General features: G+C 67.9%; 13 protein-coding genes. 7 read left to right on the top strand and 6 right to left on the bottom strand.

The genetic code is table 11. The features are described from left to right. Window positions 1-55 precede the first annotated feature (55 nt). The 3 genes from ACWMMN_RS22995 to ACWMMN_RS23005 form a co-directional block, all read right to left on the bottom strand. Window positions 56-1,843 (bottom strand): chloride channel protein, encoded by a 1,788-nt coding sequence (locus ACWMMN_RS22995; protein ID WP_059240327.1) that lies wholly within the window; start codon window positions 1,841-1,843, stop codon window positions 56-58. Window positions 1,844-1,863: 20 nt separating this feature from the next. After that, window positions 1,864-2,277 carry a MarR family winged helix-turn-helix transcriptional regulator gene (locus ACWMMN_RS23000; protein WP_059240329.1) on the bottom strand — a complete coding sequence of 138 codons (414 nt, stop codon included), beginning with the start codon at window positions 2,275-2,277 and terminating at the stop codon, window positions 1,864-1,866. A 123-nt stretch (window positions 2,278-2,400) separates the two neighbouring features. After that, complete coding sequence (locus tag ACWMMN_RS23005; RefSeq protein WP_059240331.1) at window positions 2,401-3,576, bottom strand: HPP family protein; 1,176 nt, start codon at window positions 3,574-3,576, stop codon at window positions 2,401-2,403. Between the two features lie 363 nt (window positions 3,577-3,939). Between ACWMMN_RS23005 and ACWMMN_RS23010 the strand changes: the two genes are divergently transcribed. Further along, window positions 3,940-4,908, top strand: coding sequence for a LysR family transcriptional regulator (locus tag ACWMMN_RS23010; protein ID WP_059240333.1), 969 nt, complete (start codon window positions 3,940-3,942; stop codon window positions 4,906-4,908). Window positions 4,909-4,935: 27 nt separating this feature from the next. Here the strand turns inward: ACWMMN_RS23010 and ACWMMN_RS23015 are convergent, their stop codons facing one another. Together ACWMMN_RS23015 and ACWMMN_RS23020 are read right to left on the bottom strand one after the other, a co-directional pair. Beyond that, the gene (locus ACWMMN_RS23015; RefSeq protein WP_059240335.1) at window positions 4,936-6,300 is read right to left on the bottom strand and encodes an MFS transporter; all 1,365 of its coding nucleotides are present in this window, start codon (window positions 6,298-6,300) and stop codon (window positions 4,936-4,938) included. 76 nt (window positions 6,301-6,376) lie between these two features. Continuing rightward, window positions 6,377-7,315, bottom strand: coding sequence for a 2-hydroxyacid dehydrogenase (locus ACWMMN_RS23020; RefSeq protein WP_486423993.1), 939 nt, complete (start codon window positions 7,313-7,315; stop codon window positions 6,377-6,379). 113 nt (window positions 7,316-7,428) lie between these two features. On the opposite strand from ACWMMN_RS23020, the gene ACWMMN_RS23025 reads away from it, so the two are divergent. The 3 genes from ACWMMN_RS23025 to ACWMMN_RS23035 all read left to right on the top strand — a co-directional run bounded on the left by ACWMMN_RS23025 (window position 7,429) and on the right by ACWMMN_RS23035 (window position 11,023). Then, window positions 7,429-8,337: a LysR family transcriptional regulator gene (locus ACWMMN_RS23025; protein WP_059240340.1), complete on the top strand. Its 909-nt coding sequence runs from the start codon at window positions 7,429-7,431 to the stop codon at window positions 8,335-8,337. Window positions 8,338-9,098: 761 nt separating this feature from the next. Continuing rightward, window positions 9,099-9,869 carry a hypothetical protein gene (locus tag ACWMMN_RS23030; protein ID WP_059240342.1) on the top strand — a complete coding sequence of 257 codons (771 nt, stop codon included), beginning with the start codon at window positions 9,099-9,101 and terminating at the stop codon, window positions 9,867-9,869. Window positions 9,870-9,889: 20 nt separating this feature from the next. Then, complete coding sequence (locus tag ACWMMN_RS23035; protein ID WP_340624863.1) at window positions 9,890-11,023, top strand: transporter substrate-binding and LysM peptidoglycan-binding domain-containing protein; 1,134 nt, start codon at window positions 9,890-9,892, stop codon at window positions 11,021-11,023. Between the two features lie 89 nt (window positions 11,024-11,112). On the opposite strand, the gene ACWMMN_RS23040 is transcribed toward ACWMMN_RS23035, so the two are convergent. Next, the gene (locus ACWMMN_RS23040; RefSeq protein ID WP_174991214.1) at window positions 11,113-12,201 is read right to left on the bottom strand and encodes a calcium:cation antiporter; all 1,089 of its coding nucleotides are present in this window, start codon (window positions 12,199-12,201) and stop codon (window positions 11,113-11,115) included. A 550-nt stretch (window positions 12,202-12,751) separates the two neighbouring features. Here ACWMMN_RS23040 and ACWMMN_RS23045 point away from each other — a divergent pair. The 3 genes from ACWMMN_RS23045 (at window position 12,752) to ACWMMN_RS23055 (ending at window position 16,573) form a co-directional block, all read left to right on the top strand. Then, window positions 12,752-14,308, top strand: coding sequence for a 3-hydroxyacyl-CoA dehydrogenase (locus ACWMMN_RS23045; protein ID WP_486423994.1), 1,557 nt, complete (start codon window positions 12,752-12,754; stop codon window positions 14,306-14,308). 103 nt (window positions 14,309-14,411) lie between these two features. Then, on the top strand, window positions 14,412-15,734 hold the full coding sequence (gene paaK / locus ACWMMN_RS23050) for a phenylacetate--CoA ligase PaaK (protein ID WP_174991213.1): 1,323 nt from the start codon (window positions 14,412-14,414) through the stop codon (window positions 15,732-15,734). Between the two features lie 38 nt (window positions 15,735-15,772). Then, entirely contained in the window at window positions 15,773-16,573 is an 801-nt protein-coding gene (locus ACWMMN_RS23055; RefSeq protein ID WP_059240352.1) for an enoyl-CoA hydratase-related protein, read from the top strand. The last annotated feature ends 24 nt before the right edge of the window (window positions 16,574-16,597 follow it).

Here is a 16,597-nt window from a genome sequence, read left to right on the forward strand (position 1 = left end):
GTGGGGCGGGATGAGCAAGCGGTGCGCGGCCGGGGTGCCGCGCACGCGGGTGGCGTCAGCCGGCCTTGCGGGTGCCTGCGTCGCGCAGGTTGGCCGGGACGATCGGGCGGAAGCGCTCGCGCTTGTGTTCGTCGTCGAAGTGCTGGAGTGCGGGCTTGATCAGGTCGCTGCGCGACACGATGCCGGTGATGCGCAGCGATTGCTCGTTGTCGACGACCGGCAGGCGTTCGAGGCCCAGCATCGCGAGGCGCGATGCGACGACGCGGCACGTTTCGTGTGCGAGTGCGACGGACGGCGCGCGGTTGGCGAATGCGCCGGAGATCGGCGCGTCGGCGCCTGCCTGCGCGCGCTGCGCATCGAGCGTCGCGCGATCGACGAGACCGAGCAGGCGGCCGTTCTGCACGACCGGGTACGCGCGATGCGTCTGCTTCGCGCCGAAGTACTGCGACTCGACGGTATCGAGCGTCGCGGCGCCGTCGATCGCGACGAGCACGTCGGCCGACGTCATCACTTCGCCGATGTCATGACGCTCGAGCGGATCGACGCCGTATTCGCGATAGATGTGATAGCCGCGGCGGGCGATTTTCTCCGTCATGATCGAACGCTTCATCACGACGGTCGCGAAGCCGTGCGCGACGAGCGTCGCCGCGAGCAGCGGCAACAGCGCGTTGGCGTCGTGCGTGAGGCCGAATGCGAACACGATCGCGGTGAGCGGGGCGCCGAGCGTCGCGCCGAGCGTCGCGGCCATGCACACGAGCGGCCAGAGCGCCGGATCGCCGCCAGGCAGCATCGGCGACAGCACGGTGCCGAGGCCGGCGCCGAGCATCAGCAACGGGGCGAGCACACCGCCCGACGTGCCCGAACCGAGCGCGATCACCCACATCACGGCCTTCACGATCAGCAGCGCGAGCGCGATCTTCAATGCGATGTGCTGATGCAGCAGGTCGCCGATCACGTCGTAGCCGACGCCGAGCGCGCGCGGCTCGAGCCAGCCGCCGATGCCGATCACGATCGCGCCGAGCGCAGGCCACCACATCCAGTGCACGGGCAGCTTCGCGAAGGTGTCCTCGACGCGGTAGAGCGCTGCCGACAGGCCGCATGCGAGCATGCCCGACAGCAGGCCCGCGACGATGCACGACAGCAGCGCGACCGGCGTCGGCGCGGCCGTCGTCAGCGGAAACAGCGGATCGACGCCGAAGAACACCGCGCGTGCGAACCCGGCCACCGCACAGGCAAGCGCGACCGGCAGGAAACTGCGCGGACGCCATTCGAACAGCAGCAGCTCGACCGCGAGCAGCACCGCGGCGACCGGTGTGCCGAACACGGCCGTCATGCCGGCGGCCGCACCGGCGACGAGCAGCGTCTTGCGCTCGGCGGCGGTCACGTGCACGCATTGCGCGATCAGCGAGCCGAGCGCGCCGCCCGTCATGATGATCGGGCCTTCGGCGCCGAACGGGCCGCCGCTGCCGATCACGACGCCGGACGACAGCGGCTTGAGGATCGCGACCTTCGGCGACATGCGGCTCTTGCCGAACAGGATCGCCTCGATCGCTTCGGGAATGCCGTGGCCGCGGATCTTCTCCGAGCCGAAGCGCGCCATCAACCCGACGATCAGCCCGCCGATCACCGGAATCACGATCACCCATGCGCCGAGCGTGTTGTTTGCCGGAGAGCGGTCGGCGAACGAGAACTGCTGGAAGAAGAACAGGTTCGTGAACAGGTGGATCAGGCTCAACAGCACGAACGCGGCGAGCGTGCTGAGCAGGCCGATCCCGGCGGCAAGCAACGCGATCCTGGGCAGGCGTTCGTTGGTCGAAAAATCGCGTTTGTGTGGTGCGTTCATCGGAGTGGAAAGAGCAAGGGTCAGTAATCGATCTGGGGAACCTGGAACGCGTCCTTGAGCGACTTCAGCTCGGCGCGATGCATGGCTGCGAGGCGGGCGAGCAGCGTTTCGCCGGCTTGCTCGAGGTGGACCTCGACCTGGCGGCGATCGGCTTCGCTCGGTTTGCGCTTCACGAGCCCGAGCGCTTCGCAGCGCGTGACCAGCGCGACGACGCCGTGGTGCTGCGCCTGCAGGCGTTCCGCGATTTCGCCGATGGTTGCCCATTCGCGATGCGGATAGCCCTTGATGTGCAGCAGCAGCAGGTATTGCAGCGGCGTCACGCCTTCGCTTTGCGCGGCGCGTTCGGAGAAGCGCTCGAAGCAGCGCATCTGGTAGCGGAACTCGGACAATTGCTGGAAATCGCTTTTCGCCAGCGCGCGTCGGGTATCGTTCATCGGGGTCGGTCGGTCAGTCTGTTTCGGTAGCGCAAAATATATCACAACATGATATAAATGGCCGAGCTTGGGCGGAATGAGTGCATTCCGCGTTGTGTCAGCCGTTACGGTGCATGACGCACGTTACGCGGCCTCGAGCATTTGGGTCTGCCGATAAAGCCCCGTCACGAGATCCGTCTGCGTAATGATCCCGACGAGCCGGCGCGACGCATCGACGACCGGAATGTGGTGGTGGCCCGAATGCGTGAACAGCGGCACGAGCGCGGTGATCGGCATCGTTTCCGGCACGCACGCGACGTCGCGCGTCATCACGGTGGCGACGCTCGCGGGCTGACCGCCGAGCGACTGCGGCAGCCGCGCGGACAGGCGTTGCCACAGCGGAGTCGGACGGCGCAGCTGGCGCGTGAGGTCGGCGCGCGTGACGATGCCGGCCAGGCGGCCTTCGCCGTCGACCACCGGCAGCGCCTTCACGCGGTGGCGGTCGAGCAGCGTCAGCGCGGCCGTTACCGAGGTCGACGGCGCGACCTCGATCGCATTCTTCGTCATCAGGTCGGCGCACGTGAGTTGGCCGAAGGTGCGCGTATACGCCTGCATCTCGGTTTCGCGCAGCAGCGATTCGAGATCGTCCGGATCGACGTCGAGCCATTCGCTGCGGCGCTTCAGTACTGCGTCGAGGTCGCTGCGCGTGAAGCCGCCGCGCGCCGGTGCCGCGCCGCCCGCCTGCGGCTTCGCTTCGGGGCGCACGCCGCCGTGCGGGTAGCGGTGCCCGGTCAGTGCGTGATACGCGAGCGCGGCCGACAGCAGGATCGCCGATTGCAGCGCGATCGGCTCCAGCACGAAACTGAAGCCGAGCGAATGGATCGCCGGGCCGCCGACCACGGCCGTGAGCGCGACGGCGCCCGATGGCGGGTGCACGCAGCGCAGCACGAACATGCCGCCGATCGCGCACGCGATCGCGACCGCGGCGGCCGTGATCGGATCGGCGATCCATTGCGCGCAGGCCACGCCGACCGTCGCCGCGACGAGATTGCCGCCGATGATCGACCACGGCTGTGCGAGCGGGCTCGCCGGCACCGCGAACAGCAGCACGGCCGAGGCCCCCATTGGCGCGACGAGAAGCGGCACGAGGCCCGGCACGCCGGGCAGCAGCCGCATCGTGACGCCGACCGTCGCGATCCCGACGAGCGCGCCCGTGCACGAGCGCAGGCGTTCGCGCCAGCCAAGCGACATCGGATGGGGAATGAAGCTGTGCAGCCATTGCTGCAACGTGCGGCGCGATGGAGAGGAGCCTGACGACATGGACGGGTAAGCGGTAAAAATGACGGCGCGGGGCGTGCGGCGACGAAAACGCGATTATATCGTGTTGTGATACAAATTGTCGCATCGCATCAACGCGTTGCATGCGCACGACGCGCGAGTCTTTCCAGAACCTTTCATCGGATGAAAGCCTGGAGGCCGGGCACGCGCGCAAAATTGTCTGCAGCGGCGTACAATTCGGGCCACTGAATCCCCCGTCATGCCAGAACCACGTCCGCGATGTCCGCTCTCCTGCCTGTCCCCCGGCTCGGTGATCGATTCGACGTGGTTCGCGGCTGCGTTCCGTTCCCCACCTGACGCGAGCGCCGCCGACGCCTCCCCACCGACTCTCCCCAAGCCAATCCAATGGACATGCTCGAAAACATGCGCCTGTTCGTGCGCGTTGTCGAAGCCGGCAGTTTTACTGCGGTCGCGAAGGAAATCGACGCGACCACCGCGCAGGTGTCGCGCGCGGTCTCGAACCTCGAAGCGCACGTACAGACGCGCCTGCTGCATCGCACGACGCGCCACCTCGGCCTGACCGAAAGCGGCGAGCGCTATTTCGAGCGCGCGAAATCGATCCTCGCGGAAATCGACTACGCGAACGCGGAGGCGCGCAACGCGTTGCTCCGGCCGAGCGGGAAGATGCGACTCCATGCGATGACGGGGCTCGGGCAGAGTCACGTCGTGTCGTCGATCGTCCGCTACCAGGAGGACAACCCCGACGTGTCGGTCGAGCTGACGCTCGCGCAGCGGATGCCGAATCTCGTCGAGGAGGGCTACGACGTGTCGATCGTGACGGCGTCGCAACTGCCCGATTCGGGTTACGTCGCGCAGACCTGCGGCACGAGCTGCAGCGTGCTCGTCGCGTCGCGCGAATACCTGGCGCGGCACGGCACGCCGCAGACGCCCGACGAATTGCCGAACCACGTGTGCCTGCGTCTGGACACGCCTGCCTCGCCGGCCAGCGAATGGCGGCTCGAGCGCAGCGACGGCGAGGAAACCGTCTACGAACTGCAGCCGGCGCCGTTCCAGGTCAACGTGCCGGACGCGCTGTGCGTCGCGGTGCGTGCCGGGCGCGGGATCGCGTGCGTCGCGCTGTACACGGTGCTCGACGACATCCGCGAAGGGCGGCTGATCCGCGTGCTGCCCGAGTACCGGCTGCAGACGGTGAGCGTGTATGCCGTCTATGCGACGCGTCGCTATCTCGATGCGAAGATCCGCACGTTCCTCGACCACCTGCGCACGACGCTCACGCCTGCGCTGGAACACGACCTGCGCGAACTCGACCGGCTGACGATCGAGCAGACACCGGGCGGCCGCAAGCGCGCGTGACGGCGCGCCTTCGCGCCGCCGCGGCGTTCATGCGGCCGGCACGATGCGAATCCGCTCGAAGCGGCCGGCGAGCCATGCATACGCGGCAATGCCGATCAGCCCGTGCGCGGCGACGAACCACAACGCACCGGCGAACGAACCCGTGCTGGCCACGAAGTAGCCGATCACGAGCGGCGTGACGATGCCGGCGATGTTGCCGAGACCGTTGAACACGCCGCCGCTCAATCCGACCATGCCTTCCGGCGCCGTGTCGGCGAGCACGGCCCAGCCGACCGCCGCGAGCCCCTTGCCGAAGAACGCGATCGTCATCAGTGCGATCACGACCGCGTTCGACGAGGCGCCGTTCGCGAGCACGAGCAGCGTCGCCATCGCCATGCCCGCGACGAACGGCGTCTTGCGCGCCTTCGACGGATGCATGCCGCGCCGGATCAGCCAGTCCGACAGCACGCCACCGAGCACGCCGCCCGTGAACCCGCAGATCGCCGGCAGCGCGGCGACCCAGCCGGCTTCCATGATCGTCATCCCGCGCCCCTTGATCAGGTAGATCGGGAACCACGTGATGAAGAAGTAGGTGAGCGCCGTGATGCAGTACTGGCCGATATAGATCGCCCACAGGTTCCGGTGGCGGAACAGTTGCGACACGTCGTGCCACGACACGCGCGGCCGTTGGCGCACGCGGTTCGCCTCGAGATCGACGAGCGCGCCGTGTGCGCGCAGGTAGTCGCGCTCCGCATCGGTGACGCGCGGGTGGCCGTGCGGCTCGCGATACCAGGCGAACCACAGCGCGGCGAGCGCGATGCCGAGCAGCCCCATCCACAGGAACACGTGCTCCCAGCCGAGCGCATGCGTGAGCCAGGCCATCGCGGGCGTGAACAGCACGACGGCCATGTACTGAGCGGAATTGAACAGTGCCGACGCGGTGCCGCGCTCGGCGGTCGGAAACCAGCACGCGACGATCCGCGAATTGGCCGGGAAGGCGGGCGATTCGACGAGGCCGAGCATGAAGCGCATGACGAACAGCGCGAGCGTCGCGGCTGCGCCCTGCACGGCGAACCCGCCAACCGTGCCCTGCAGCATCGTGAATACCGACCACAGCAGCAGGCTCAGGCCGTACACGCGCCGCGCGCCGAAGCGGTCGAGCAGCCAGCCGCCCGGAATCTGGCCGATCGCATAAGCCCATGCGAACGCCGAGAAGACGATGCCGAGCTGCACGGGTGTCAGCCCGAGGTCGTGTGCGACGCCGGTGCCGGCGATCGACATCGTCGCGCGGTCTGCATAGTTGATGACGGTGACCGCGAAAATCAGCGCGAGGACCGCATAGCGGACGCGGCCGATCGTGCGCGAGGCGGCGGGCGACGCGGCGAGGGCGGCGCCGCTGGATCGATTGGACATGCGTGTCTCCTGGCCTCCGTCGCGCGGAAGCATCGGTTGTCGTAACGGGGATGCCGGCCGTGCGGCCGCGCGGCGGTCAGCCGGTGACGCTGGTCGGCGGGCGCTGGCCAGCGAAGCACGCGGCGAGGTTGGCGAGCACGATCCGGCCCATCTCTTCGCGCGTTTCATGCGTGGCGCTCGCGCGGTGCGGTTGAACGACGACGCGGTCGAGTTCAAGCAGCGCGGCCGGCACGTGCGGTTCGTTCGCGAAGACGTCGAGTCCGGCGCCGGCAATCGTGCCGTCGGCAAGTGCGCGTATGAGCGCGGCTTCGTCGACCAGCTTGCCGCGCGCGACATTGATCAGGAATCCTTGGGAGCCGAGTGCGGCGAGGACGTCGGCCGTCACGAGCACGTTGCCGTGATCGGCCGATGCCGCGATCACGAGCACGTCGCTGTCGCGCGCGAGTGCGGTGAGGTCGGGCACGTAGCGATAGCCGCTGTCGCGATGCTCGCGCGGCCCGAAGTAGCTGACGGGCATCCGGAACGCCTGCGCACGCTGCGCGATCGAGCGCCCGACGCGGCCCAGCCCGATGATGCCGAGCCGCTTGCCCGTGACTTGCGTCGCGAGCGGCTGGGCTGCCTTGCCCCAGCGGCCGGCACGCACGATCCGCTCGCCGGCGCCGAGGTCGCGCAACGTCATCAGGATCAGCCCCAGCGCCATGTCGGCAACGTCGTCGGTCAGCACGTCGGGCGTCGTCGTCACGTGGATGCCGCGCGACCGGGCGCGGTCGAGATCGACCGCATCGGTGCCGATGCCGCTGATCGCGACGATTTCGAGTGCGCCCAGCCGGTCCATCAGCGCGGCGGACAGGCCGTTCGCACCGCCGGTCACGACCCCGCGAATGCGCGAAGCCACCCGATCGAGCAGCGCGTCCGGTTGCTCGGCCGCATACAACCGGTGCACCGCGTAACGGGCGGACAGTTCGGCGTCGATGGTGTCGGGGAGCGGCTGGGTCAGCAGGATGTCGATGGTCATGAAGGTCTCGGTCGTCGTGTGCGGCGTGGGCCGCGCATCAGGTGGAACCGAGTATAGGAATCGCATCGATATGGGTCTAACATCAAAAGACTATCGATTGATTCAAGAATTGGATGATTGAACTGCACCAGCTTCGCTGCTTCGTCGCGGTGGCCGAGGAACTGCATTTCGGCCGCGCGGCCAAACGGCTCTTCATGACCCAGCCGCCGCTCAGCCGGCAGATCCAGCTGCTCGAACACGCGCTCGGCATCGCGCTGCTCGAGCGCAGCAGCCGGCAGGTCAGCCTGACCGCGGCCGGCGAGCGCTTCCTGCGCGACGCGCGGCACATCCTCGAATTCTCGGCACGGGCCGAACAGGCCGCGCAGCGCGTCGCGCACGGCGGGGCCGGCCGCATCACGCTCGGTTTCACGGCCGTCAGCGCGTACCGGATGATTCCGGTGCTGCTTGCACACGCGGCGCATGCGCTGCCGGACGTCGACGTCGAATTGCGCGAGATGGTGTCGACCGTGCAGATCGATGCGCTCGCGTCGCGGATGCTCGACGCGGGTTTCGTGCGCCAGCGCGCCGCGCGCCAGCCGCTCGAATACCGGCTCGTGCAGCGCGAGCCGATGCTCGTCGCGGTCGCGGAAGGCGCGCCGCTTGCCGCCTACGAGCAGATCGGCCCCGACGAGCTCGACCGGCAACCGTTCATCGCGTATTCGCCGAACGAGGGGAAGTACTTCCACGACATGATCTCGGGGATGTTCGCAGGCGCAGGCCGGCTGCCGAACTACCTGCATTACGTCGGGCAGACGCATACGATCCTCGGCCTCGTGCGCGCGGGGCTCGGCGCGGCGCTGGTGCCGGCGTCGGCGCGCGAGCTTCACGTGGACGGCGTGGTGTTCCGGCCGCTGGCGGGCGTGAACGTGGCGGCCGAGCTGTATCTCGCGTGGCGAGCGGACAACGACAATCCGGCGCTGCCGGTGTTCAACGCGATGGTCGAGCGGTTTCTGACCGAGAGCGCAGACGACGCGGGCGTCTAGGCGCGCCTGCTCGGCTGGTTGCACGATTGCACGGCCGACGATGCGCTTGCCCGGGCGATCCTGGTCGACAACGCGGCTGCGCTTTACGGATTTCACGCAGACACCGGCTTCGATGCCGCTACGTAACAAGCTTTCGATCCGGAAGCCGGTCGCATCGTGACGACAAGCAATCCTCATCGAGTAGGGCGCGTCCCGGTACCGCCGGAATCCTTGCGATTCTGAAAGCTGACGTCGCGCGCACGTTTTCAATTGCGAAAGGCAACGCACTGCGGCGACCGCTTGACGCTGCATGCCGGTCGGCGCAGGATACGTCCGTGCATTTGGAGCGGGACGCGCCGGCCGCGCGGTTCCTGCACCCGCGACACGCAAAAGAACAACGATGAGCCTTTACGCCCTCGTACCGGAATACCGGCGCGGTATCGGTCCGCACGCCGGAACAACGCTTCACCCGACGCCCGTCGCGTCACGTATCCGTCATCCCGTTTCGTACCGTGCCTCGGTACACTTTCCCGTCCGCGCGCTGGCCGCGCCGATGAACGGCGCCGATCCGGCCTGCCGCATCGCCCCGCCGCACGCTGCCCCCGATCACCGCATCCCGACCGGCGCCTACACCGGCGTCTCGTGACGTCCGCACGCGCCCGTCCTTGTATTGCGCCGCCGGCTTTCCTGACTGCCAGGCGGCACCGGAGTCCGAAGCATTTCGATTGAGCTTGAAAAAGCACACGTACGCAGTTCGGTTCGAGGTTCAAGGAGAAAAACTCATGTCGCAGCTTTCGAATGAAGCAAACGGCAGTTCGGGGAGTGGCAAGGTCAAGCTGGTCAAGTGGGCGATCATCATTGCCGGCGTCGCGATCGCGGCGCCGGCCGCGCTGTTCATCCTGAAGGGCGTGATTGCGCTGGTCACGGCGGGCGTGATCGGTCTCGGCGCGATCTATTTCGCGCCGGTCGTCGCGATGAAGTTCGCGAACCAGAAGGTGAAGATGATCGTCGAGGAGGCGCAGGCGAATCCGATCGAGACGCTGATCAACCAGCTCGCGGAAAAGCGCCAGGCCGCGCAGAAGTTCGCGGACAGCATCACCGCGTTTCGCACCGAGGTGAAGAACTTCGAGAACAAGACGGAGCTGTTCGAGAAGCAGTACCCGGACGACGCGCCGCGCTTCCGGTCGCAGCTCGACACGATGAAGCAGCTGCTCGCGTTCCGCGAAGGCCGCTACAAGCAGGTGCAGGCCGAACTGAAGAACTTCGCGTCGGCGATCGACCGCGCGAAGGCGATGTGGGACATGTCGCAGGCGGCGCAGCAGATGAACAAGCTCGCGGGCCGGCAGGCGTCCGATACGTTCGAGCAGATCAAGACCGACGTGGCCGTCGATTCGGTCATGCGCTCGGTCAACAAGGCGTTCTCCGAGATGGAGACGTCGCTGATGGATAACCCCGAGGTCAAGCAGGCGCAGCAGCAGGCGGTGATGAACGGCGGCCACGCCCCCGGCCTCGACGCGGCGAACCCCGCGCAGTTGCCGTCGAAACAACAATAACTTCCCGCAGGCCCTCAACCATGAAAAAACTTCTTGGCGCAGTTGCGTTTCTGGTCGTGCTCGTCGGCGTATGGATCGTGCATCAGGGCGGCCTGTCGACGCTGATTCCCGCGCATGATGCGGCGCCGTCCACGACGGCCGCGCAAAGTGGCGACAACGGCCAGCCCGCGCAGACGCCGCCGTCGGCCAATGTGCTGCCGGCCGGCTTCACGCCGCAGGCCAGCACGCTGAAATCGATTGCCGAAAACGGCATCGTCCGGATCTCGGTGCAGAACCCGAGCGAGCCGTTCTTCGGCGAGGACAAGGGCGCACCGCACGGCTTCAACGTCGAGTTCGCGCGGCTCCTGTTCGCCGATCCGTCGTTCTCGCACGGCGGCAAGCCGGTCGTCGTCGATACGCGTCACGAGGTCGACACGTACCCGGGCGTGCCGAAGCAACTGCTCGATACCGATGCGAAGGGGAACCACGTGGTCGACGTCGCGATGGACGGGCTGACGTTCCCGGACAACGCGCCGGCCGGCGTCGTCTATTCGGTGCCGTACGTCGACGATTTCGGCTATTCGCTGATCGTGCGGCAAGGCTCGGCGATCCGCTCGACCGACGATCTCGCCGGCAAGACGGTCGGCATCCTGAAGGGCGACCCCGATGTGCGCGCGTTCGTCACGCGCCAGTACCCGAACGTGCATTTCGTCGAAGTCGACGATTCCGATCCGGCGTTCATCGCGAAGAGCCTCGACGGCCATACGGTCGACGCGTTCATCTACGACTACCCGTTCGCGGTCAGCTCGATCAAGGGCACCGACCTGAAATTCGCGGTGACCAAGCTCGACGGCTCGAACATCGCGTACAAGATCGGCGTGCGCGCCGACGACCAGGACCTGCTGATCTACCTGAACGCCGCGATCGCGAAGCTCAAGCAGTCGCCGCAGTATCTCGAGCTGCTGCGCAAGTACTTCGTCAGCGACCAGGCGGTGACGACCGCGGCCGCATCGGGCGAGCACACGTATGTGGTGAAGGCGGGCGACACGCTGAACCTGATCGCGGCGAGCAAGCTCGGCAGCGGCCAGCGCTATCGCGAGATCCAGCGCCGCAACAACCTCGCGAACCCGAACCTGATCCTGGCGGGCCAGCATCTGGTGATTCCGGTCCGGTAACGATGGCGTGACGTGAACGAACGTGGGTGAAGGGGCGTAAAAAAACGCGGCCCGGCGGCGTGATCCGCCGGGCCGCGCGTTTTCGGGCGTCAGTGCGTGATCGACAGGAACAGGTACGCGGCGAACAGCGACAAGTGCACGACGCCGTGCAGCACCGTCGTGCGCCCCTGGCTGAGCGTCAGCGTGCTGACCAGCAAGGTCAGCGCCAGCAGCACGGTTTCCATCGGCCCGATGCCGAGCGTGAGCGGCTGGCCGACCCAGATGAACACGGCCGCGACGGTCGGGATCGTGAGCCCGATGCTCGCGAGCGCCGAACCGAGCGCGAGGTTCATGCTGGTCTGCAGCCGGTTCGCGCGCGCGGCGGTGACGGCCGCGAGCCCTTCCGGCAGCAGCACGAGCGCGGCGATCACGATGCCGACCGCGGCTTCGGGCGCGCCAAGCTTCAGCACGGCGTGCTCGACCGCCGGCGACAGCAGCTTCGCGAGCAGCACGACCGCGACGAGGCTCACGAACAGCAGGATCATGCTGATGATGGCGGTACGCGTACTCGGCGCCGCGGCGTGCACCGACTCGTTCGCGCTGTCGTGCGCGGCGAGGAAGTAGTCGCGGTGGCGCACGGTCTGGACGAACACGAATGCGCCGTACAGCACGAGCGACGAAACGCCGGCAAACGCGAGCTGAGACTTCGAAAAGAACGGGCCCGGCGCGGCGCTCAGGTAGTTCGGCATCACGAGCGACAGCACCGACAGCGACGCGAGTACCGCGAGCGCCTTGCTCGCGCCGCGTCCCTGGAAGTCCTGTTCGCCGTGTTTCCACGCACCGACCAGCAGGCAGATGCCGACGATGCCGTTGCAGATGATCATCACGGCGGCGAACACGGTGTCGCGTGCGAGGCCCGATTTCTCGGGGCCCGCGCCGAGCATCACCGACACGATCAGCGCGACCTCGATGACGGTCACGGCGACCGCGAGCACGAGCGTGCCGAACGGTTCGCCGACGCGGTGCGCGACGACTTCCGCATGGTGGACGGCGGCGAACACGGCGCCGGCGAGCGCGACAGCGAACACCGCGATGACGAGACCTTCGGCCGGCACGACGCGCGACAGCGCGAGTACCAGCCAGGCGGCAAGCGGGGCCCAGAGGGTCCAGCGCGGGAGCTGGTTGGACGAGAGCGGCATGGAGGGTTTCCTTATGCGAGTGGCGGCGCGCGACGCGCCGTCACGGGTTGACGAAGCCCGGCCGTACTATCCGCCGAACGAGGACGATGAAACCGAAGGGCGGCAGCACGCAACGGTGCTGCCCTGGGTTCGCTGCCGTGAGGCGGCGAGGGGCGCGGGCGGGCTGAAGCCCGTCGCTGGATGAAACGGTTCGATGCAGCTGCCCGCAGACGGCGAGGCAAGCACACGCGACGACGCGCGGGCCGGAGGCTCGGTTCCGCCCCGGAGAGGGCGGCGGGCGGTGGACGGCGGTGGCGGCGTGACACGCGGTTTCCCCCTGAAATCCGGCGGTTTGTCGAATTTTATCAGGCGTTCGGGGGTCACTATCTCATATTCGAATGCTTACGTTGACCTTTCGGTTTACAAAAAGTGCCCTGATCTTCCAATTTTTTACCTTTGCAGTTTCCGTAATGCGCTCTTGCACGACAAATTCGGGCTCGCCCTGACATAAATCTACCGACCGGTCGGTTTATAATAGGCCGCACTTCCACTTCATGACGGATCGCAAGCGATGGCTGTTTCCTCTGCACAATCGGTGAACTCGGGCGCGCTGGCGCCGTCGTCCGTCGTCGGCGTGATCGGCGCCGGCGCGATGGGCGCAGGCATTGCGCAGGTCGCAGCCGCGGCCGGCCACACGGTGCTGCTGTACGACCTGAACGAAGCGGCGTGCGACAAGGCGCTCGCCGGCATTCGCGCGCAGTTCGCGCGACTCGCGGAGAAAGGCCGGCTCGAACCGGCGCAGGCCGACGCGGCCGGCAACCGGATCCGTGCAGTGCGCGCGCTGGGCGACTTCGCGGGCGCCGCGCTGATCGTCGAGGCGGCGGCCGAGCGGCTCGACGTGAAGCGCGAGATCTTCGCGACGCTCGAACGCCATGTCGACGACGCGTGCGTGCTGGCGACCAACACGTCGTCGATCTCGATCACGTCGATCGCGGCCGGGCTGCGCGTGCCGCAACGCGTCGCCGGCCTGCATTTCTTCAATCCGGCGCCGCTGATGGCGCTCGTCGAGGTGGTCAGCGGGCTCGCGACCGCGCCCGGTGTCGCGCAGGCGCTCCATGCGACTGCCGCCGCGTGGGGCAAGCGGCCCGTGATGGCGAAATCGACGCCGGGTTTCATCGTGAACCGCGTCGCACGGCCGTACTACGCGGAGGCGCTGCGTGTGCTGAACGAGCAGGGCGGCACGCCGGCCTCGATCGACGCGGTGATGCGCGAAGCCGGCGGCTTCCGGATGGGGCCGTTCGAGCTGATGGACCTGATCGGCCACGACGTGAACTTCGCCGTCACCGAATCGGTGTTCCGCGCGTATTTCAACGATCCGCGCTACACGCCGTCGCTGATCCAGCAGGAACTCGTGAATGCGGGCTTCCTCGGGCGCAAGTCGGGGCGCGGCTTCTATGCGTATGCAGACGGCGCGCCGCCGCCCGCACCCGATCTCGAACCGCCGCGCGACGCGCCGGCCGACGTCGTGCTGTTTGCGCAGGACGGTCCGGCTGCCGCGTTGCATGCACGCTTCGCCGAACGTATCGTCGGCGCCCGGCAGGCCGGCGCGCAGCCGGACGACCTGCTCGCCACGGCCGGCCGCGCGTCGATCGCGTTGACGGACGGCCGGACGGCCACCGCCCGTGCCGCGCAAACGGGCGTGGCCGATCTCGTGCTCGTCGATCTTGCGCGCGATTACGCGCAGGCCGGGCTCGTCGCGCTGACGCGCGCGCTCCAGTGCAGCGACGCGGCATATGCGGACGCGGTCGGCCTGTTCCAGCAAGCGGGCTTCCGCGTCGTCGGCGTCGCCGACGTGCCGGGGATGGTCGCGATGCGCACCGTCGCGATGCTCGCGAACGAGGCGGCCGACACGGTGAACCAGGGCGTGTGCTCGCCCGCCGATCTCGATCTCGCGATGGAGAAGGGCGTGAACTACCCGTGCGGCCCGCTCGCGTGGGCCGATGCGATTGGCATCGGCCGCGTGCATCGCGTGCTGTCGAACCTGGCGGCGAGCTACGGCGAGGACCGCTATCGCGTGTCGCCGCGCCTCGCCGCGCTGCACGCGGCCGGCCGCACGTTCCGGTCCTAACCGCCAGGGCCTGTTCCCGCTCATCACGGACTTGCATTGGCGGGAACAGGCCCCGCTCACACCGAACACGAAAACGACATCACTCCATTGGAGGAGCACCCCGATGACTCACCCGACGCATCCCGCCGCCGCCCTCGAGCCCATCGAGACCGCCAGCCGCGACGAACTGCAGGCGCTGCAGCTCGAGCGCCTCAAGTGGTCGTTGCGCCACGCGTACGACAACGTCCCGCACTATCGCCGCACGTTCGACGCGGCCGGCGTGCATCCGGACGACCTGAAATCGCTCGCCGATCTCGCGAAATTCCCGTTCTCGACGAAGAACGACCTGCGCGACAACTATCCGTTCGGGCTCTTCGCGGTGCCGCGCGAGCAGGTCGTGCGCGTCCATGCGTCGAGCGGCACGACCGGCAAGCCGACCGTGGTCGGCTACACCGCGCGCGACATCGATACATGGGCGAACGTGACCGCGCGCTCGATCCGCGCGGCCGGCGGCCGCCCGGGCGACACGCTGCACAACGCGTTCGGCTATGGCCTGTTCACGGGCGGCCTCGGGATTCATTACGGTGCGGAGCGGCTCGGCTGCATGGTCGTGCCGATGTCGGGCGGGCAGACCGAGAAGCAGGTGCAGCTGATCCGCGATTTCGAGCCGAAGATCATCCTGGTCACGCCGTCGTACATGCTGAACCTGATCGACGAGATGGTGCGGCAGGGGATGGACCCGGCCGAGTCGTCGCTGAAGATCGGCATCTTCGGCGCCGAGCCGTGGACGCAGGCGCTGCGCGAGGAAGTGGAGACGCGCGTCGGCATCGATGCGCTCGACATCTACGGGTTGTCGGAAGTGATGGGCCCGGGCGTCGCGTGCGAATGCGTCGAGACGAAGGACGGCCCGGTGATCTGGGAAGACCATTTCTACCCGGAGATCATCGATCCCGTCACGGGCGAAGTGCTGCCCGACGGCAGCCAGGGCGAGCTCGTGTTCACGTCGCTGACGAAGGAGGCGATGCCGGTGATCCGCTACCGCACGCGCGATCTCACCGCGCTGCTGCCGCCGACCGCACGCGCGATGCGCCGGCTCGCGAAGATCACGGGCCGCTCCGACGACATGCTGATCGTGCGCGGCGTGAACGTGTTCCCGAGCCAGATCGAAGAGATCGTCGTTGCGCTGCCGCAGCTGTCGGGCCAGTTCCAGATCACGCTGTCGCGCGACGGTCACATGGACCGTCTCGACCTCGCGGTCGAGCTGCGCTCCGAGATGGCGGCGTCCGTCACCGACGGCGATCGCGCGGCGCTTGCGCGCGAGTTGCAGCACCGGATCAAGACGATGGTCGGCGTGTCGTCCGGCGTGACGGTGCTGGCGGCCGGCGGGATTCCCGCGACCGCGACCGGCAAGGCGCGGCGCGTGATCGACCGCCGCCAGGCCGCCTGAGCCCGATGTTTGCCGTTCTACCCGAGGAAACCTGTTCGATGGATGGATTGAAGACCCTGGCCGTCACGGTCGATGCGCGCGGCATCGCGACCGTCGCACTGCAGCGCGGCGACGTGCTGAACGCGTTCGACGAGACGATGATCGCCGAGCTGACCGATGCGTTCACGACGCTCGGCCGGCGCGACGACGTGCGCGCGATCGTGCTGCGTTCGGACGGCCGTGCATTTTGCGCGGGTGCCGACCTGCAGTGGATGCAGCGTGCGAGCGCGAACGACGCAGCCGCGAACCTGCGCGACGCCGAGCGGTTTGCTGCGATGATGCACGCGATCCGGCAGTGCCCGAAACCCACGGTCGCACGCGTGCAGGGCCACGCGTTCGGCGGCGGCGTCGGCCTGTGCGCGGCCTGCGACATCGTGATTGCAAGCGACCACGCGCGCTTTTCGGTCAGCGAGGCCCGCTTCGGGATCCTGCCGGCCGTGATCGGTCCGTATCTGGTCGAGGCGGTCGGCCAGCGCCAGGCGCGCCGGCTCGCGCTGACCGCGACGCAGCTTGCCGCCGCCGAAGCCGTCGCGATCGGCCTGATCCACCAGGCCGTGCCGCTCGATGCGCTCGACGAAACGCTCGACCGGACGCTCGCCGAGCTGGGCCGCAACGGCCCGAACGCGCTGATGGAGATCAAGCGCTTTTTCGACGCGATCGGCGAGTATCCGCCGTCGGACGCGCGCGCGGCATTCACCGCGCAGACGATCTCCCGCATGCGGGCGACGCCGGAGGCGAAGGAAGGCTTCGCGGCCTTTTTCGCGAAGCGGCCGCCGGCCTGGGAGGCGGGCGCCGAGTAAGGCAGGACGACGACGATCGACGGC

This window comes from Burkholderia cepacia complex sp. TUM26381 (assembly GCF_057439935.1).